Origin of the sequence: Paraburkholderia atlantica (assembly GCF_000092885.1) — a bacterium.
GTDB classification, from domain to species: Bacteria; Pseudomonadota; Gammaproteobacteria; order Burkholderiales; family Burkholderiaceae; genus Paraburkholderia; species Paraburkholderia atlantica.
In genome coordinates this window covers 971,687-989,574 of record NC_014119.1, presented here as the reverse complement: position 1 = coordinate 989,574, position 17,888 = coordinate 971,687, and the positions used below count along the sequence as shown (strand labels likewise).

The 17,888-nt window shown below is 59.7% G+C and carries 13 protein-coding genes; 2 read left to right on the top strand and 11 right to left on the bottom strand.

Annotated elements, in window-relative coordinates; genetic code table 11:
- Positions 1-124: 124 nt before the first annotated feature.
- From BC1002_RS32040 to BC1002_RS32010, 7 genes are all read right to left on the bottom strand, one after another.
- Positions 125-1,105, bottom strand: a complete 981-nt coding sequence (locus tag BC1002_RS32040; RefSeq protein ID WP_013094125.1) for a glycosyltransferase family 2 protein — start codon at positions 1,103-1,105, stop codon at positions 125-127.
- A 232-nt stretch (positions 1,106-1,337) separates the two neighbouring features.
- On the bottom strand, positions 1,338-2,216 hold the full coding sequence (locus BC1002_RS32035; protein WP_013094124.1) for a hypothetical protein: 879 nt from the start codon (positions 2,214-2,216) through the stop codon (positions 1,338-1,340).
- 295 nt (positions 2,217-2,511) lie between these two features.
- Positions 2,512-3,408 (bottom strand): DUF707 domain-containing protein, encoded by an 897-nt coding sequence (locus tag BC1002_RS32030; RefSeq protein WP_013094123.1) that lies wholly within the window; start codon positions 3,406-3,408, stop codon positions 2,512-2,514.
- A 229-nt stretch (positions 3,409-3,637) separates the two neighbouring features.
- Entirely contained in the window at positions 3,638-4,726 is a 1,089-nt protein-coding gene (gene glf, locus BC1002_RS32025; RefSeq protein ID WP_013094122.1) for a UDP-galactopyranose mutase, read from the bottom strand.
- Positions 4,716-5,981, bottom strand: coding sequence for a flippase (locus tag BC1002_RS32020; RefSeq protein WP_013094121.1), 1,266 nt, complete (start codon positions 5,979-5,981; stop codon positions 4,716-4,718). The genes glf and BC1002_RS32020 overlap by 11 nt, the downstream gene beginning before the upstream one ends.
- 1,037 nt (positions 5,982-7,018) lie before the next feature.
- On the bottom strand, positions 7,019-8,185 hold the full coding sequence (locus BC1002_RS32015) for a hypothetical protein (protein ID WP_013094120.1): 1,167 nt from the start codon (positions 8,183-8,185) through the stop codon (positions 7,019-7,021).
- 810 nt (positions 8,186-8,995) lie between these two features.
- Positions 8,996-10,789 carry an outer membrane protein assembly factor BamB family protein gene (locus BC1002_RS32010; RefSeq protein ID WP_013094118.1) on the bottom strand — a complete coding sequence of 598 codons (1,794 nt, stop codon included), beginning with the start codon at positions 10,787-10,789 and terminating at the stop codon, positions 8,996-8,998.
- A 756-nt stretch (positions 10,790-11,545) separates the two neighbouring features.
- Between BC1002_RS32010 and BC1002_RS32005 the strand changes: the two genes are divergently transcribed.
- Together BC1002_RS32005 and BC1002_RS32000 are read left to right on the top strand one after the other, a co-directional pair.
- Positions 11,546-12,439, top strand: coding sequence for a GntR family transcriptional regulator (locus tag BC1002_RS32005; RefSeq protein ID WP_013094117.1), 894 nt, complete (start codon positions 11,546-11,548; stop codon positions 12,437-12,439).
- A 41-nt stretch (positions 12,440-12,480) separates the two neighbouring features.
- The gene (locus tag BC1002_RS32000; RefSeq protein WP_013094116.1) at positions 12,481-13,215 is read left to right on the top strand and encodes an ABC transporter substrate-binding protein; all 735 of its coding nucleotides are present in this window, start codon (positions 12,481-12,483) and stop codon (positions 13,213-13,215) included.
- 141 nt (positions 13,216-13,356) lie between these two features.
- Here BC1002_RS32000 and BC1002_RS31995 read toward each other — a convergent pair whose 3' ends face one another.
- The 4 genes from BC1002_RS31995 to BC1002_RS31980 all read right to left on the bottom strand — a co-directional run bounded on the left by BC1002_RS31995 (position 13,357) and on the right by BC1002_RS31980 (position 17,819).
- Entirely contained in the window at positions 13,357-13,773 is a 417-nt protein-coding gene (locus BC1002_RS31995; RefSeq protein WP_013094115.1) for an organic hydroperoxide resistance protein, read from the bottom strand.
- 234 nt (positions 13,774-14,007) lie between these two features.
- Positions 14,008-15,312: a cation:proton antiporter domain-containing protein gene (locus tag BC1002_RS31990; protein WP_013094114.1), complete on the bottom strand. Its 1,305-nt coding sequence runs from the start codon at positions 15,310-15,312 to the stop codon at positions 14,008-14,010.
- A 51-nt stretch (positions 15,313-15,363) separates the two neighbouring features.
- Complete coding sequence (locus BC1002_RS31985; RefSeq protein ID WP_013094113.1) at positions 15,364-15,681, bottom strand: hypothetical protein; 318 nt, start codon at positions 15,679-15,681, stop codon at positions 15,364-15,366.
- A gap of 68 nt (positions 15,682-15,749) precedes the next feature.
- Positions 15,750-17,819: a protein-L-isoaspartate(D-aspartate) O-methyltransferase gene (locus tag BC1002_RS31980; RefSeq protein WP_013094112.1), complete on the bottom strand. Its 2,070-nt coding sequence runs from the start codon at positions 17,817-17,819 to the stop codon at positions 15,750-15,752.
- Positions 17,820-17,888 lie beyond the last annotated feature (69 nt).

The window sequence follows — 17,888 nt, the reverse complement described above, 5'->3', positions numbered from 1 at the left end:
CAGGACGGGGATGCAGCGGAGTTGATCCAGTGAGTGATTAGCACTCGCGCTTACTGATTAATTGGCTTTGTCAGTTCATCACGCTCGGCGTTAAATGATGTGCCGGATGGCCCATTCTGCTGTGTCAGCGGCGGTTGAAGCGTCTTACGACGCAATAAAAGATCCACGGATGGATCTTGAGCATGGTCATAGTGATGGAAAGCTTCAAATGCCGATCGGCAAACAGGCCAAGCAGGTGCTTCACGCGCAGCTTCTCCGATACGCTTTGCAGAATAGGGCTCGCGAGGCGGTAGGTCGGCGCGGTGATGGCGGTCTGAAACGCGATCGCGCGGAATGCCCAGCTGTATTTGAGCCGGAAGAAGAGGCGCTTGTAGTCGGTAATCGGGAGGGACGCGGTATTTTTTTCCACGCGGTCCATAATGGCAAAAAGGTCGACGACCTGCGGGTTGAAGCGTCTCGAAATTCCCGATTCACGGATCATGTATGAATAGAGGTTGTCCGGAATGAGGCGCACCACTTTCGAGTTGGCGAGCGTTTGCACCGACACGCAAACGTCTTCGAAGATGAGACCGCACGGATGGTCGGCTGCGACGAAGATGGAGCGGCGCACAAGCTTGTTCCAGCAAAAGGCTTGCAGCTTGAGTTCGAGAATTTTCTGGACGGCTTCCACGCCAGTGATAATGCCGTCGCCGGAATCGATCCGAGCGTTGACGGCGCCATCGGGACTGATGCGCTCGGCGCCGAAAATGACGACATCGGCGTCGTGCTGGTCGGCTTCGCGCAGCACGGTGCAAATGAGATCGCGATGGACATGGTCGTCGCTGTCAACGCAAAGCACATAGTCGCCCCGCGCTTCCGATGCTGCGATTTTTCGCGTTTCAGCGAGCCCTTTGTTGTCGATGTTTCTGATTAACTTCCACGAAATTCGATCCTGTTGCGCGAGAACCCGGGCGGCGATTTCACCCGAGCGATCGGGGCTGCAGTCGTCGACGGCGATGATTTCGAAATCGGTGCAGGATTGTGACAGCAGCGAGTCGAGACAGTCCTCGATATAGTCCTCGACCTTGTAGATAGGCAGCAGAACGCTGATTCTCGGTGCGGACATAGACAATGCTCCTGGAGGTAAACGAGGCGTGAACTACCCGTTCTATATCGCAAAATCCTTGCTTCGCGAAGAAATCAACTAATCACGAATCATGTTGTGGGAGCAAATCGGGCCGACCTGAAGTGCCGGCAGTCTGGGTCTACCAGGATCGCCAGCGATCAAGCAAGCATATCGAAATCTTTTAATGAAATCGTTTTGCGATGATTAGACGAATATGCCAACAGATATCAAATTAAATCCGGTGTGAGAGCGGCGTGTCGTCAAATTTGCTGGATGACCCGCTCCCCAATGCTATTCGCATGAGTTTGCGAACGCCTTCATCGCGGCCGACTCTCTCTTCGGCGTTACTGACCAACCTCTGCATCACATCCGCGGGATAGATCTCGGCGAAAAGCTGATCGGATCCAGTACTGGCAAACACGTGATGCAGGAATGACCCCTCTGGCGGACAGACCCGTTTGAACACGCCAAGCTTAACCACACGATTATTCCAAAGTTTAAGCGTATATGCATTGGTGCAAAGCGCAGCGCATTCTTCGGAATAGTGGGGCAAAAAGACCTTATAATAGGAATCGGCATCCACCGGATAAAACACTCTTTCAGGCAAGCCGACCTTTGCACCATAGACTTCCGTCAAAATATGGGAGCCAGTAGCGCGCCATTTTATATCCGTGTTTTCCATCGCTTCTACCCGCTGAATTACATCATGCAGCCGTGGATTCCGCGGGTCGAGGCGCAGGAGTGCGGTGCAAAGCAGATCCGGCTTTCCCCGGCCGACCAGGTCGCCCGCAATGTTCAGGTCAAATCGTCTCAGGAGAAGAATATCTGTGTCCGCCCAGATTTCATCCGTTTTCGTAAACATTATTAACCGGAAGTAATCCGTGAAATGCACCATTGAAGGAACGCCATTAACGGGAAAAGCGTTCAGCGAGTCGGCAGGAAGGATCGACCGGGCATCCTTTTCGATCACGCCTTTTGGCAAATTGCTGATGGGTTCGTAACTATATACAGCGATTTCGCTGCCATTAGCCGTGAACGTATTCAAACAAGCGATTTCATAAGGAGATAATTCCGGATCATTCCAGAACGTTGCAAATTTTGCATCGCTCATAATTTACCTCCTCGATCTGCTTCGTTGAGAGCATCGCCGCGTTGCTGCATACCGTTGGAGATTAGGCACAGCGTGCCGTACGCGAGAAGGTGGTTGCAACGGACTGCGCGATACGAGAGTGTATACAGAACTAAATGCGATCTCTCGAGCATGTCTCTTTTCGCCCGACTAATGTCGCCAATGGTTGAGCGTGACTAATTAATCATTTAATCGAAAATCCCCCCGTCGCCAAGTCGATCCTGACGTTCATCACAACTGCCGACGGTATTCGCATCAATCACACGCATTATCATTCTCAACGGCTTGAGCGCCTTTCCGGAGCCCGATGTATTGGCCACGTTGTGCGCTTGATATGATGAAGCCACGGGAGATACTCTTTCAGCAGCCTCATAAAACTGACGATATCTTTCCGTCGCACCGGATTGCTGCCCTTTACCGCATGAATGAACAACATCGGATTGCCCAGTCGACCGCTCGCATATGATTTGCCTACATCGCTTGTTTTGCCACGAATGACCTTAATCGGAGTGTCCAGCATCCCGTACTGTGCGAGCGTCTGATTCAATTCAAAATTTGGGCTCGTACTCGAATCGTCTCCCATGCCGCTCCCAGCCGAACCGACCGGGCGTGTATGGAACACGGAAAAACGATCAATAATGCCAACCTTTCCAAAAGAAGCGACCCACTTGGGCCACAAGAAATCGAGGCCCCAGCCTGATTTGTTCATCCCGAAGCTGTGTTTTATCGCATCCAAAGCATTCGAAGATAAACATGGCACCATCAACTCCACGAAATTTGTTTCGCGAAATTCAAACTCCCTGTTTTGCAACGTCGTTTGGTGACCGAAATAGCTTCTCTCGTCGAGAGACGGTTGCGCGAGTGCGAAATTCTCTCGTTCTACATACTCGAAGAAGTCGTTCAGGGTTTGAACATCCGTCAGGATGTCGTCGTCCGGGAGCCAGATGTAACGATATTGCAGAATCAATTCGGCATTTCGCAACATGAAGTCGTTAAGACCTTCCCATTTTGATCCTTTGAATCTATGTATGGCTTTGGCAAAGATGTCTGCATAGTCTTCGTTCTTCCCGTAGTAACTCAGCATCAAATCAAAGTTTGGAACCTGTCCGCCGCTGAACCATTGCGGATGCAAGGAACTGTCTCCACACCTCAGAACGACCAGGTACTTGTTCATCTTTCAATTTCCCTATGCGTAGAAGCAGATTGCGCGGCACGTTAGGACACTCACTGGCGAAGAATTGCATTTGAGCGACGCCGACCGCGCGAAACCATGGAACCGTTACTACGGCGAGCCCGATGCGCACGCGAACGAAGAGACGTTCAAGTACACGCTCCAAATCTTTCAGGCAATCCAGGCAAGCTCTCGGCTGCCACCAGTCAGAGCATTCTTTACTACTGCTCCTTTACACGAGTCTTTCTACTGCTTTGAGCGCCGCACCAACGACCTGGTCCATGTTGTAATAGCGATACTGCGCCAGCCTGCCCACAAAAGTCACATCGGTAACTGTCTCCGCGAGCGCGCTGTAGCGCATGAACAATGCCTCGTTTTCCTTGCGTGGAATCGGGTAGTACGGCTCGCCTTCGGCTCGCGGATACTCCTTTACAATCGAAGTCCCCTGATGCCGTTGCCCGGTCAGGTGCTTGAACTCAGTAATCCTCGTATATTCGTGATCGTTCGGATAGTTGATGGTACCCGTCGTCTGAAAACGCTCCACGTCGTTCAGATGCTGGTGTTGAAAGTGGAGGCTGCGGTACGGAAGCTTGCCGAACCGATACCCGAAATACGCGTCGATCGGTCCAGTGTACACAACGTGTCCACATTCGATATTCGCTTTCACCTCGTCATAGTCGGTCGACAGACGCACGTCGATATCTGGACTGTCAAGCATCTTTTCGAACATCGCGGTGTAGCCGTGCGCCGGCATAAATTGAAAAGTATCGGTGAAGTACCGGTCGTCGTCGTTCGAACGCGTTGGTATTCGCGCAGCGACACCCGCAGACAATTCAGACAGATCGAGTCCCCATTGCTTGCGCGTGTAGCCACGGAAAAACTTGTCGCACAGATCCGGGCCAACGCTGCTCAGCACCACGTCCTCGCTGGTCGTATTGGCCTCTCGCGCTTCACGTACCGACTCAAGGAACGCTATCGTGTCCTGCTCGCTCAGATCGAGGCCATATAGCTTGTTGATCGTCGTGCGATTGATCGGTATCGGATACAGATCCCCGTTGACATAAGCCTTTACGCGATGCTCGTAGAAGCGCCAATCGGTAAAACCCGACAGGTATTCGAATATCCGCTTACTGTTCGTATGAAAGATGTGCGGACCATACGGATGGATCAGCACACCGTTCTCATCCTCACGGTCATATGCATTGCCGCCAATATGATTCCGCTTGTCTACGACTAGCACACGCTTGCCGCTTGCCGCCAGACGTTCGGCACAGACCGCGCCTGCAAAGCCGGCGCCTACGATAAGGAAGTCATACTTCATCTCTGCGCATCCTCGTATAAAAAGCCGGAATCTTGCATTTGATCAGGTGGAGAGCCATTAAGGCCGTAACCAGAAATTCGGTGGCAAGCACTGACATTGCCGCGCCCTGAGCGCCGTAAGCCGATGCAAGAGGCACGAGCAGGGCAAGGTTGATCAAGCCGCAGACGACCAGTATCTCGCTGACTCTCTTCTTCATGCCGAGCGGCAGCATCACCTGAACGCCCAGTACATTATTTAGACAGATGAGCAGCGGCAGGAGGGCCATCCACTTAAGGACGATGACCGCTGGTTCGTACCCAGGGCCCACGGCGATGCGAATGATCAAATCGGCCCCGGCCCAGAGCGCGACCGAAGCCAGCAACATGGTCGAGCCCCCCAGGTAGAGCATCTTGCGCACCAGCCCAAACGCCTTTTCGGAGTCTTCGGAAAAGAGCGCCGTCACGCGCGGGTAAATTGCGTTGGCGAACGGTACGAGCGGCGCCTGGGCGACGTTCCGAATCTTGTCGGCTACGCCAAAGTAGCCAACAGCGACGTCTCCCGCAATAAATCCAAGCAACACGCTATTAGTGGTTGTGTACAGACTGATCGCGGCCGTGGAAATGAACATGTGCCAGCCTTCACGAAGCGCTTCGATGACGTCCGCCATGCTCGGCATCAAGGGGATGATCAGTCGGTTTTTTGCGATCAGGATCGATGCGACGACTCCGGCAGCAATCACGCTCATCGAACTGATGAGCGACGCGATCCACGTGTCGGCCGGCGAGTGCACCAGGAAGAACGTTAGCGGAAGCAGTAGCACGCGCGCGCTCAACGTGGAGACCGCAGTAAACGTCATCTGCTCCAGGCCCTGGAAAAGCCACTGTGGAAACAGGACCGTTCCGATAACAACCGGATAGGTAGCGAGCAGAACCGGCAGCAGTTCGCGCAATCTTGCTACGAAGAAAGCCGCTATAAGCAGGATGGCGAGGCAGACCACAGCGATAAGCGCCTTTGCGCCTTGCGTCGCCCAAAAGATCTTCGATACCGCGTGCCGATCTTTTTGGACCCGTGCGACGTGAGCAGTCGCTGACCAGTTAAAACCGTAGTCCGTCAGCAGCACGAGATAACCAACTAAGGCTTGCGCGAAGACGTACGCACCAAAGTGTTCCGGACGCAGAACACGCAACAGGTAGGGAAATGTTGCAAGCGGCAGCAGCATGTTGGCTGCTTGCAGAACTGACAGCGCAACGATGTTGTGTCGGAGTGGACTCGTCATGAGTTAGCCGTTGTCAATACATCGATGAAGGATCGCTTGGAGACACATCTTTATATCCCCTGGGCAGAGTGCGAGTAAGGTCTCCGCGGAATCGAATACCTGATCAGGCCGACGCCGGTTGGGCCTTGCTACCGGCTCCCCGACTCTTCGTCCGAGGAAGCCATCGCCGCACGACTCGTTTACGGTGCGCCACGCATTTCATCCGAGTCGTACAACAGTGACGCATCGCCAGACCAGTGCGGACTTTCGCGGACCTCGACATCACTGTCATTAATAAGCACCTAAAATAGATTTCAAATTCCTGGCGAACTCCGGTATCAAGCAACCAGCTTGCCAGCCTGCTCTCGCGACCGCGCGGCTCGTCAGTAAACGCCACCTTTGTTGTCGATGCTCTGACGAGCTTCCAGGGAATGCGATTCTGTTGCGCAAGACCTCCGGCGGCGATTTCACCGGAGCGATCGGGGCTGCTGTCGTCGCCCTTGTTTCGCAAAAAACGTTGTGGGCCGACCTGAAATGCCGGTCGTCTGGGTCCACCAGAATCGCCAGGAACTGAAATAAGCAGACAATTGATCCGGTAAAACGGCTTAATGCCGTTGCGGCGCAATCACGGGAAAGGTCGACCAGGTGCGGCTAGGAAACGAAGTACTCTAGGAATTTGTACATGCTTCGCTGCACCAATGTCAGGGACCGGCACAAATTGGTGAGGTATTGGCGCATTCCGATAGTGGATCAGGCAAGTATGCCAATAAATATCTACAAACCGGTGTGAGAGCGTCGCCACGGCGATCCTGACGTTCTCACAACAGCCGGCCGTTAGACCCAATCGCCTGCATTCCTGCAAGAAGTTTTTATGCAACGATCTTAATCCGTGCAGCCTGACCCGGATGCCCTCGACGGAAGGTAACTGCCTGAGCCATGAACAAGCGCTGCGCGCACTCGATTCGATAGATAGCAGCGCATGCTCTGCGTTATGTGCCAGATGACGCATTTCCCAGGGTCAGCGGCAATGGAGGCTTCTCATGAAGCAATAGAAGACGTCATGGTGACGGAGAGCTCCGGCTGCTCGTCGCATCGCGCTTGCCAGTCACGACATACCATGCTCGGCGACCGTTTTGCCACAGCGTGCGCACTCGCCGATAGATCGCGCGACTGACACGCTTCGACGCTTCAAGCGTCCCCTTGGTGGCCTGCGGCGGGTGGTCTTCGAGCCAGCGCAACCGCGCTTCGATATCGCGTTCACGGTCCGCGTAGAGTGAAATCGGGAAGGGATGGCCAAGCCTCCCGTCGTAGAGCGCGCGAGCGGCATCGACGATGTCGCGGTTCTCCTCGCGCTGGGTGAAGTACGCCATGTGCACGAACGGCACGCTGCGCGCACAGACGATTCTCAGCCCGTTCCGCGCGCAATACATATGCATCATGTGCTCGTCATCTTGCCCACCGTCGTCGATCATGTCCCATAACCGCTTGCGAAAAAGAATGCAGCCGATCGAATAGCGCGATGCTGCGGGCACTTCGCAAGGTTCGAGGTCCCGAGTCGCAGCGATGAAAGCATCAGGTTGAAGCGTGGTCCGTTGATGTAGCCAGCGCGCGATGTGCGGATAGCCCCATATCGTGCCATTGGTGCCGATCTCGATCTGCTCCGCAGGGATGATTCGCAGCGGAAAGCGCTTGTCCCCGTCGGCCCCGACGAAATGCGGATGCGCCTGGCTCGTGAAGTATTCGCGCTCCAGGTTCATCACGCGCATCACCTCAGGGAAGCCCCAGTTGTTGTTGTTGATGAGGGGAGTGACGTAGGCAAGCTCGTTCGGGCTTTCATTTTCCGCCGCGTCGTAGGTGGCCAGCATCTTGTCGAGCCACCCGCCGGCGATCGGAAACGCGTCGTCGTCCACCTTGCAGATCAAGTCGATTTCGGCGAATGCCGGCTGCGAGAGTAGTTTTTTGATCGTGCGATAAGGTGGGCCAGGCGGAATGTCGTCGACGACCCGAACGATGCCCGGAAAAAGTCGTGCGTAGCGCCGCGCGACGGCAAGCGTGCGTTCCGCGTCATAGCCGCCCCGACAGTTCTGAAGCAGGATGAACTCGACGCCTGTCGGCCGGTACGCCATGTGGCTGGCGAGGGTTAGTTCGAGCGCTGCGTAGTCCCGACAGAGCAGGACCAGAATAGCGACTCGCCTCGATGCCGCGTTAGAACGGGATGCAGTCATGCTACTCCTTCGTAGGTGCCGACGAGCACGTTGCCTAAGGAACATACATGCGAGTATCGGGACACACTGAATCTGGCGTCGTCTACATCACGAATTTACGAACACCAACAGTGCCGATGCTAATAACCGCGGATCAGGTCGCAGCACCGATCGCGGCTACTAAAGAGACAAGACAGGGACACGCCGGTTCATCATAGTACAAGCAACGATGATGTGAAGTCGCATTCCATAGCGCGTCGCCCCACCTCTCGGCGGCGAACGGTTACTTCAAGTATTGAGGCAAACAACTGCCGGGAGGAAGTTCTATGAGTTATCGGACATTTCAGTGCGCTGAAATCCGCCACCATCATGGCGGAGGGCAGCAGTTGCCGGCTGCCGCCGGAAAGCGTCGCTACGTGCCACTCCCACCGCTCACGACCGCCTCCTACCCATGACGCTACCCACGCTTCGGGCCGACGACCGGTCATGATCTTGAGCATACAGCGCGCGAAGCGTTCTGTTCGAGCGCGAACGCCTGTAGCGCATCGGGCTCGACCCGCAATTCCGCGACAGTGATGGCGGTGGGCGCCATGGCTATCATGGTGCCCAGCTCGCGCTACGTTTAGAAGCTCGGGGAGCCTTTATTTGCGCGGGCGAGAGCAACGTCGACTCGCGCGCGTCACCGCGACGGCGCGATGCGGCGCGCGCGCCGGGATCTCTATGCCCTCCAGCCAGGCGTTGAGTCCGGCAAGCGTGAAGCCGCGTTGCGCGAGCGCCAGTGGTGACGGAAAGCGCCGCCGTTCGAGGCGCGTGTGCTAACGGGTTTAGCAGTCAGAGGCCATAGGCATGAACCACGTGATCGCCACCAGCGACGAAGACTTGCCCGTTCACGACCATCGGCGACGCGAAGTTACCCTCGCCGGTTTGAACTGGCGTGTATCTGTCGTGGAAGAGTATGGTCCCGTCCGCTGCATCCAATGCATAAAAGTCGTTGCCCAAACCGTCTGCGTAATACACCACACCATTTGCGGCGACGGGCGGGATAGCCGGGTTGAACGCGGATTGGTTCAAGCCGACTTGCGCCTGCCACACGGGTTTGGGGTTCACAGTACAGTTGCTGTCGATCGAGAATGCAATGACCCCGTGTTTGTATAAGTTGTTGCTCCCCGAACCGGCAGGGGACACGACGTAAAGCCGATTCAGCACCGGGTCGAATACAGGGAGGCCTATGTTGCTGCCCTCTTCTGAACTCTGGGAAATCGTCAACTTTTCGATGGGGCCCTGCTGCTGAATAGTGGCTCGGTTATAAATGAACAGGCTGCCGGACTTGTTGTAGGCCGCGAGCATCGTCGGGCAGGTGGGACGCTGGAAGAGCATTGCTGTAGCGCCGAAGTCGGAGTCCGTGCTGGGCGGATTAAGCGGCGAGTTCGACGCGGCTACCGCCAGGGTCGGCGTGAGCTTCACGAGGTGCTCCGCGAACGCGGCATTTTCCGGAATGGCGAATGCGTTGCCCGTGAGTGCATAGACGACCGTCCCATCAGGCGGAATCGATACGCCTCCCACACCCCATATACCGCCCCCATCTGGCCCGGTTGCGCCGTCTGGGTACCAGCGTTGCAGAATCGCAGCTGGATTGGTGGTGGACGCGCGGACGACCTGTCCATGGTACGGCTCCGTATCGCAGGGGTCGCCGGCTGTCGCCACGTATATCGACGAACCATCGGGACTGAGCGTCAAGCCGCCATAGACCATCGTTCTTGGAGTAGCGTTGTTTGCGTCGAGAAGTAGCAGGTTGAAGCCCGGGAGATCCGCGCCGGTCTGGAGGTTGTACGCATGCAGGTAGCCTCGCCCGCTCACAACGAAAATCCGGTTGTTGGCATGGTCGATGACGGGCGTGCCCTGCACCCCGATCTTGCCTTGGAACAGCCCGGTGCAGTTCTTCGTCAAGATAGCTTGAGGGATAGGAGCGCTTTTCCAAATGACGTTCCCTGTCGCGGCATTCAGCGCCCATGTAGTGTTCCCCTCTGTCGCAACATAGACGATATCGGTTGGCACCCCGTTGATCATTACCCCGGTAGCCAGTACCGGCTGAGTCAGGATGGCACCGTCCAGGACAGGTGACTTCCAGTGCTGTACCAACGTCGTCACGTTGGTCTGGGTGAGCACCGTCTCGACTGGGTTATACCCAGTCCGCTGCCTGTTCATACCAAATGTCGGCCAGTCGGTCGTCGTAAAGGTCGGCGCGGCGACGGCCCCTGGTGTCCGGCTCAATGTAGCGGCAGTCGCTGCTTCGGGAGCCTGGTACGGCGTATCCGCCGCCGGCCCGCGATCGTCGCGGAAATTATTCGGATTGATCTTGTCTCCGCCGTTCTGTTTGTCTACGTCCGATCCATCGAGGGCGGAGGCTGGCGGCACTTTCGGTCCGACGCCAGACGGGTGCGGGCCATGAGGGAATGGGTCCTGTGCGTTTGACGACGCCTGAGCGGCTACTGCAAGACCCGGTGCAGATGCCGCAGCCGGTGCCGCGTTCGAACTTTGCGCTTGTGCGCCCGAGCCCGCCATGCAGGCGAGGATCAAAGCTGCGACGAGCCGAGAAGCGTCGATAACCTTGTGTGCGCTTTTCATGTAGCCACCTCTTGCAAATATTGCTGTTAGCATCGGGCAGACGGCGCACCGCGACTTCTCGCCTCGATTTACTAATCCATACGCGCTTTGCTAACGTGATGTTAATCGTAGGCCATCTAAAATCAACCGCAAGAAATGTCCGCGATGGACTACCGTCTGGCGGACGGGGAATTGTCCCTTTTGAGTAATGCAAGGCTCACACACCGTTCGGCTGCTGAAAAGGCTGCGAACACATACCCCGGCAGCGTTAGGCTAACGAGACGTTTGCGTTAGCGATATGCAACATTTGCTCTTAGCTTCCACGTTTCAATCGACGTGCCATCCGTAGGAAATACGATGCCGTTGTGTCATGAGCATTGTCCAGCGGCAAATGAGCCTGAACGAAGGTTTTGAGGCAAATCCCGGACACGTTTCCAGCGGCAGATGAGCCTTAGACCCGCAGGGTTCGTATCGACGGTTTACCCATCAGCGACGAGTCCGTCGCAGCAACACCCTCGACCTGCAACCGAGTGATAAGCTCGACGTTGACGCCCCCACCGGCACGCCATCGCCTCGTCGCAAGCTGCTGGTACGCGCCGTGCGCGCGAATGGCACCATCCAACCGATCGATGCAACCGCGGCCGTGGAATGCGCCTCGAACACACGCTATTGCGTTCAGGCGACGTAATCCCGCTGACACTGCAAAAGCGTTCGGCGAGGCAGCAGGCTCGAAATCGCACCGCTGCTGCGCTGACGTTGCGGCCGAAGGCAACCCAAATGATCGATCGATCCATCGCCAGGCAGATCGTCGAGCTAATCGAGAGCGAAGGACTCGACGCCGGCGCGCACCTGCCCGCACAGATGCTCGCCGACCGTCTGCGCGTCTCACGTTCCCCTGTGAACGAAGCGCTGGCGTTGCTGCACGAGAAAGGCATCTTGACGCGGGAAAAGAATCGCGGCTTCTTCGTCGCGAAGCCGCTCTCCGAATCTCTTGCGGACGTGGTCGACGAACTGCATCTTGCCGAGGCCGACGTCGTCACGCGTGCCTATTTCCAGATCGCAGACGACCGCCTGAAAAACGAACTGCCCGATGAATTCTCCGAGCAGCTGATCCGCACCCGCTACGGACTGACCAGCGCGCAACTGACCGCCGTGCTCGGCCGCATCGCGCGGGAAGGATGGGCCGAACGCAAACCGGGCTACGGCTGGCAGTTCTCGCCGATGCTGACCACGCCCGACAGTCTCCTGAAGTCGTACCGGCTGCGGCTCGCGCTCGAACCGGCGGCGCTGCTGGAACCCGGCTACCGGCTCGAACGCAAGGTGCTGGAGCGGTGTCGCGAGGTCGAGAAGCATCTGCTCGCGGGCGGCATCGAAACGGATACCGCCGACCAGTTGCACGATCGCGGCGTGCGCTTTCACGAGTCGCTCGTCGAGGCTTCGGGCAACAGCTTTTTCATCGACACGATCCGGCGCGTGAACCGCGTGCGCCGTCTGCTGTCGTATCGCTCGATGCAGCATCGCGAGCGCTACGTCGAACACGCGAAGCAGCATTTGCATCTGCTCGAACTGCTGGAGCAGGAGCGCAACGAAGAAGCGTCCGAAGCGATGCGCGAGCATCTGCTGCATACGCTCGACGCGCTGTCGCGCATCAGCGAAATCCTTGAACCCTGAGACCGCTGTTCGCCCTGAAGGCGGTCGCCACGAGAACCTTTATGACCATCGACCCCTCCGTCTCCGCCGCCTTCACGCCCACAGGCAAGCTGCGCGCATCGATCAATCTCGGCAATCCGATCCTCGCCAATCGCCGTGACCAGTCTGGCGAGCCGTTCGGCGTATCGATCGATCTCGCGCGCGCGTTCGCCGCGAAACTAGACGTCGAACTGGAACTGGTGGTGTTCGATACGGCCGCCAAATCGGTGCAGGCCGTCAGCGAGGAACGCGCGGATTTCGGCTTCTTCGCGATCGATCCATCGCGCGGCGAAACGATTGAATTCACCGCGCCGTATGTACTGATCGAGGGCTTCTATCTGGTGCGCGACGACTCGCCGGTGCGGTCGAATCAAGACGTGGATCAGCCGCACAACCGGGTCGTCGTCGGCAAAGGCAGCGCGTACGATCTGTTCCTCACACGCGAGTTGAAAGCCGCGCAGATCGTGCGCGCGCCGAGTTCGCCGAGTGTCGTGCCGACATTTATCGAGCAGCAGCTGGAAGTGGCGGCGGGCGTGAAGCAGCAACTCGAAGCCGATGCGAAGCAAACGGCCGGGCTGCGGCTGCTCGACGAGCGCTTCATGGTGATCCGGCAGGCGATGGGCGTTCCGAAGAGCCGCGGCGAAGCGGCGGCTCAGGCGCTGCGTTCGTTTGTCGAAGAGGTGAAGGCGTCGGGCTTCGTGGCGGCATCGCTCGCCCGGCATGGGATCGCCGGAGCGTCGGTTGCGCCTGCGGCGTAGCGATCCGCGCTGCGCGAGGCTCACGGGCGCGGAACTCGATCGGCTCTGCGCGACCGCGTGGAAGGAAGCGGCGCGTAACAGAAAGGCGGGGCCGCGCCCGATGCTTCAGCGCGGCCCCGCCACAACTACCCCGACCGACGCTCAAACGAGCGTAGTCTGCACATCCACATTACCGCGCAACGCCTTCGAATACGGGCAGGTCTGATGCGCGCGCTCGATCAACGCGCACGCCACGTCACGCTCGACACCGGGAATACTGACGAACAGACGCGCCTGAAGGAAATAGGCGCCATCGGTGGTGCCGAGATCGATTTCGGCATCGACGCTCGTATCGGCAGGCAACGAAAGGTGCAGCGCGCGCGCCGCCAAACCGAGCGCACCGATGTAACACGCCGACCAGCCGGCGGCCAGCAACTGCTCCGGGTTCGTTCCAACGCCCGACGTGCCGGGCGACGACAGCTTGATGTCGAGACGGCCGTCCGAGCTGCGCGCGGCGCCTTCGCGGCCGCCGGTCGTGTGGGTTTTGCCGGTGTACAGCACGTTTTCGATGCGGGTCATGGTGGCTTACTCCTGTTGATCCAGTGATATTCAGGTCTGCAAATCCGGGGCGAACTTGCGTTGGACGTATTTGAACGCGCCGACGTATCCCGCATGTGTCTGGATCAGCGGGTTTGGTATGCGCACGTATCTGCGGGCGGCACGGATACATTGCGATACAAGGAGCGGCAAACGGGAGCCCAGCCGGAGCGCCGCGCGACAACCAAACGCACGCCATCGCGCCCGTCGCTTCATTCATCGACGCCGGTCGAAATACCGCCGCAACAGATAGTTCGCGGTCGACCCATGCAGCAGCACCGACAACACGATCGCATCGAGCACCGCGGGCAGCAGCGGCGTCATCGCGCCGCGCGCGTATTCGAGGCCGAACATCAGGTAGTAAAACGCGCCGACACCGCGAATCCCCATCCATGCCATCAGATACCGCTGGCTGTTGTCGATGCGGGCACCCATCATCGCGACGACGACGGACAGCGGCCGCGCGACGAAAAACAGAAACACCGCGGGCAACACTGCGCGCACGTCCAGCATCTCGCGCCAATGCGCGGACACGACGCAGCCGATGATCAGCATCAGCGACAACTCCGCGAGCCGCTCCATTTCGCGCGTGAAGCCCATCATCGACTCGGCGAGGATCGCATGCGCCTTTTCCGGATCTTTTGCGACATCGGCCTGTTCGCCGTGCTGCACTTCGTCGAGCACTTCGGACGGGTTCCTGTCGCCGGTCGAACGCAATTCCTCGTGACGCACGGTGACGCCCGCCGCGAATACCGCGACGAACGCGTACGCGTGCAGCAGCAGCGCCGCGCCGTACGACGTCGCCATCAGCCCTAGCGCGAGAAAGCCGTCGAGACCGATCGCTTCGCCGTAGCGGGTGCGCAGAAAAAAGATCGCGCGCGCGAACACGATCGCGAATACGCAGCCGATCACGAGCGCGCTGACGATTCCCCACAGTACCGAGCCGGCGAAATGCACGCCGCTGCCGGAGCCGAACAGCCTCGCGCCGGCAAGCGTCAGGCCCAGCACCGCAAACGGATAGGCGGCGCCGTCGTTGAGCCCGCCCTCACCCGACAACGCGAAGCGCACCGGTTCGTCGTCGCCGGCCTGCGTCACGCGCAGCTCGTTGGCGAGCACCGGGTCGGTCGGTGCGAGCGCTGCCGCGAGGAACAACGCCGCGCCGTCCGTGCGTCCGGTCAACAAAGCGGTGAAGCCGAACATCAAGGCGACGGTGACGATCATCGCGGGTCCGCCGAGCCGCAGCGGCAACCACCACAACGGATTGCGCAGCCGCACGCGCAGATGCATGCCGATCGAGAACAGCGAAACGACGAGCCCGACTTCGGCGAGCGTCGCGAGCAGCACGGTATTGCGGAGTAAATCGACACCGACGAGCCCGAACACGGCCGGCCCGACCGCCACGCCGACCAGCAGATAGATCATCGCGCCGGTCAGCGGCAAGCGGCGGATCGGCCCGCGCGCGACCGCCATGAACGTGAGCAGCGCGCCGATCAGCAGGAACCAGACCGGTTCGTCTCTCATGGTGGAATCGCGAGCACGAGCGGCGACGGCGGCAGCCGGGCCGCGTCGCCGCTAGCGCGCGCTGCTGGCACCGTGGGGCGCGCTCGCGCCCTGCTGACTGCGCGATCCGTGCTGAGCCGCCTGGTTCGCGCGCCCCGCCTGCTCGCGGTTCGCCTGGTCGCGGCTCAGCTCGCCGGGTGGCGTGCCCGACTGGGCTGCCGTGCCCGCCCCGCCTTCGGTGCCCGCGTCTTTGCCGGCCTGCGCGAATAGCAACGCTCGCGCGGCGACAGCCGGCTGAGTCCCAGCCCACTCGAACGCTTGCGCGCAGACGAAGTCACTCGCAACACTGAACATCGCGGCGACGGCAAAGCGCTGTATGACCTTCTTCATGAGCGGCTCCCCCGGTTCGGACAGGCTGGATATGCACTGTCCGCTCCGTTGCAAGCCGCGTTCCTCGCTCACACACCGAATGGAAAAGTCTCCGCCGCGTGGTATTTCTCGTCGGCGGAAACGGGCAGCGCGGTCACCGCACTGGTGCGATCGAACCACACGAACGCATCGAACTGCTCGGCCAGCGACGCTTCCGCGTAGTGGCTATCCCGCTCTGTCTCGGGACGATAAATGACGCCGATGAAGCGCTCCAGCAGCGGCGCGCGCAGCCGTTGGCGCAGCGCGTCGTGCACGCCGGGCCGCAAGTCGAGCAGGAAGCGCGCGAGGCCCGTGCCGTGCATGCTGAATTCGACGCTGCCATCGAGCGATGGCCGCACGGTCTTCACTTCCATCGGTCCGCCCCAGTCACTGGCCGCGGCAACCGTGCCGCTGTGCGTGCCGAATCCGATCAGCGCCGCCGCGTCGCCGAACTGCCCGCGACACAGCTGGCCCAGATTGATCTCATCCTGCACGCGGCCCATCTGCGTGGCGCTCGCGTCGCCGATATGCGAGTTATGCGCCCACACGACCACACGCGCCTGCGAGCCGCGACTGTCGAGCGCATGACGCAGCGTGTCGAACATGTGCGTGTCGCGCAGATTCCAGCTTTGCGGCCCACCGTAATACATCGCGCGATAGTAGTGTTCGGCGACAGCGACGAGCCGCGCGTTCTGCGCCGCGTCGAGGAAGCGTTCGCCGTCTTGCCGCGCATAGTCGAGCCGGCTTTTCAGCAGATCGCCGAGCTGGGCGATCACGTGCTCTTCGCACTGCGCGTAGCCGCCGCTCAACGCGGCGCGCCCATACACGGCCGGGTCCTTCTGCCACGGACTGAGGCATCCATAACGCTCGCGCGCGATGCACGCCGCTGCCGGGTCGACGCTGTCGAGATAGCGCAGCACAGCGTCGATCGATTCGGACAGGCTGTAAATGTCGAGCCCGTAAAAGCGCGTCTCGCCGTCGCGGTGCAGCGCATTGTGCGAGCGCAACCACGCGACGAAGCCCATGAAGTCGGTGTTGCGCCACATCCAGGTCGGAAAGCGGCGAAACGGTCGAGACCGCTCGCCGGGCATCGGCCGGTCGCGCACATGCCGGTCGATGATCGCGGCATCGGGCCAGTCGGCCTCGACCGCGATCATCGAAAAACCGTGCCGCTCGACGAGGCGGCGCGTGATCGCCGCCCGCGCGCGATAGAACTCCGACGTGCCGTGACTGGCCTCGCCGAGCAGCACGACCCGCCGCCCGGCGAATCGGTCGATAGACGCCGCGAATTCGGCCGAATCGATGTCGGGCAACGGTTCGGCCGCATCGCGAAGCGCGAGTTCGAGCGCGGCTGGCTGAGGCGCGGCCGCTTCAGGTGCGGCCGGCGTAAGTGCGGCTGGCTCGGGTGTGGCCGGCGTGGATGCGAGCGGCTCAGGCGTGGGTCGCGAATCCGCACGTGGCACGCCGCCTGGCGCCGGCCAGCCGTCGTCGCCGACGAGCGGCACGAAGCGCACGTCGGCGAATGCGTGTTCGTCGTAGTCGTGTTCGTCGCGCCGCACGATCTTCACGAGCCGCTGACGGCTCGGACTGCTGCCGACCGGCATCACGAGCCGTCCGCCGACCGCGAGTTGCACGCGCAGCGCCTGCGGCACCCGCGGCCCGCCCGCCGCCGCAATGATCGCGTTGTACGGTGCATGCGCGGCCAGACCCGCGGTGCCGTCGCCGACATGCACTTCGACGTTCTCGTAGCCGAGCCGCTGCAAGCGCTCGCGCGCGCCCTCGGCGAGGCTCGCGTCGCGCTCGATCGAATCCACCCGGCCCGCGATCTCCGCGGCGATCGCGGCCGCATAGCCGGAGCCCGTACCGATGTCGAGCACACGATCGCCGGGCTGCAATTCGGCGGCCGCAAGCATCTTCGCGACGATGTACGGCTGCGAGATCGACTGTTCGCCGCCGATCGGCAGCGGCGTATCGTCATACGCGAATTCCCGCAGATCGAACGGCACGAACGCTTCGCGTGGCACACGCCGCATCGCCTCGATGACGAAGTCGTCGCGCACGCCGCGTTGCACGATTTGCCGTTCGACCATCCATGCGCGCGCTTCGTCGAAATCGCCCATCGCCGCCTCCTCGCGAATGCGCAGCGCTGCGCGCGCCCCGCATCGCGGCGGGGCCGCGCGCGAGTCCGC

Coding starts and splice junctions, on each gene's coding strand:
- BC1002_RS32040 (WP_013094125.1), bottom strand. CDS start 1,105: ATGTCCGCACCGAGAATCAGCGTTCTGCTGCCTATCTACAAGGTCGAG.
- BC1002_RS32035 (WP_013094124.1), bottom strand. CDS start 2,216: ATGAGCGATGCAAAATTTGCAACGTTCTGGAATGATCCGGAATTATCT.
- BC1002_RS32030 (WP_013094123.1), bottom strand. CDS start 3,408: ATGAACAAGTACCTGGTCGTTCTGAGGTGTGGAGACAGTTCCTTGCAT.
- glf (WP_013094122.1), bottom strand. CDS start 4,726: ATGAAGTATGACTTCCTTATCGTAGGCGCCGGCTTTGCAGGCGCGGTC.
- BC1002_RS32020 (WP_013094121.1), bottom strand. CDS start 5,981: ATGACGAGTCCACTCCGACACAACATCGTTGCGCTGTCAGTTCTGCAA.
- BC1002_RS32015 (WP_013094120.1), bottom strand. CDS start 8,185: ATGACTGCATCCCGTTCTAACGCGGCATCGAGGCGAGTCGCTATTCTG.
- BC1002_RS32010 (WP_013094118.1), bottom strand. CDS start 10,789: ATGAAAAGCGCACACAAGGTTATCGACGCTTCTCGGCTCGTCGCAGCT.
- BC1002_RS32005 (WP_013094117.1), top strand. CDS start 11,546: ATGATCGATCGATCCATCGCCAGGCAGATCGTCGAGCTAATCGAGAGC.
- BC1002_RS32000 (WP_013094116.1), top strand. CDS start 12,481: ATGACCATCGACCCCTCCGTCTCCGCCGCCTTCACGCCCACAGGCAAG.
- BC1002_RS31995 (WP_013094115.1), bottom strand. CDS start 13,773: ATGACCCGCATCGAAAACGTGCTGTACACCGGCAAAACCCACACGACC.
- BC1002_RS31990 (WP_013094114.1), bottom strand. CDS start 15,312: ATGAGAGACGAACCGGTCTGGTTCCTGCTGATCGGCGCGCTGCTCACG.
- BC1002_RS31985 (WP_013094113.1), bottom strand. CDS start 15,681: ATGAAGAAGGTCATACAGCGCTTTGCCGTCGCCGCGATGTTCAGTGTT.
- BC1002_RS31980 (WP_013094112.1), bottom strand. CDS start 17,819: ATGGGCGATTTCGACGAAGCGCGCGCATGGATGGTCGAACGGCAAATC.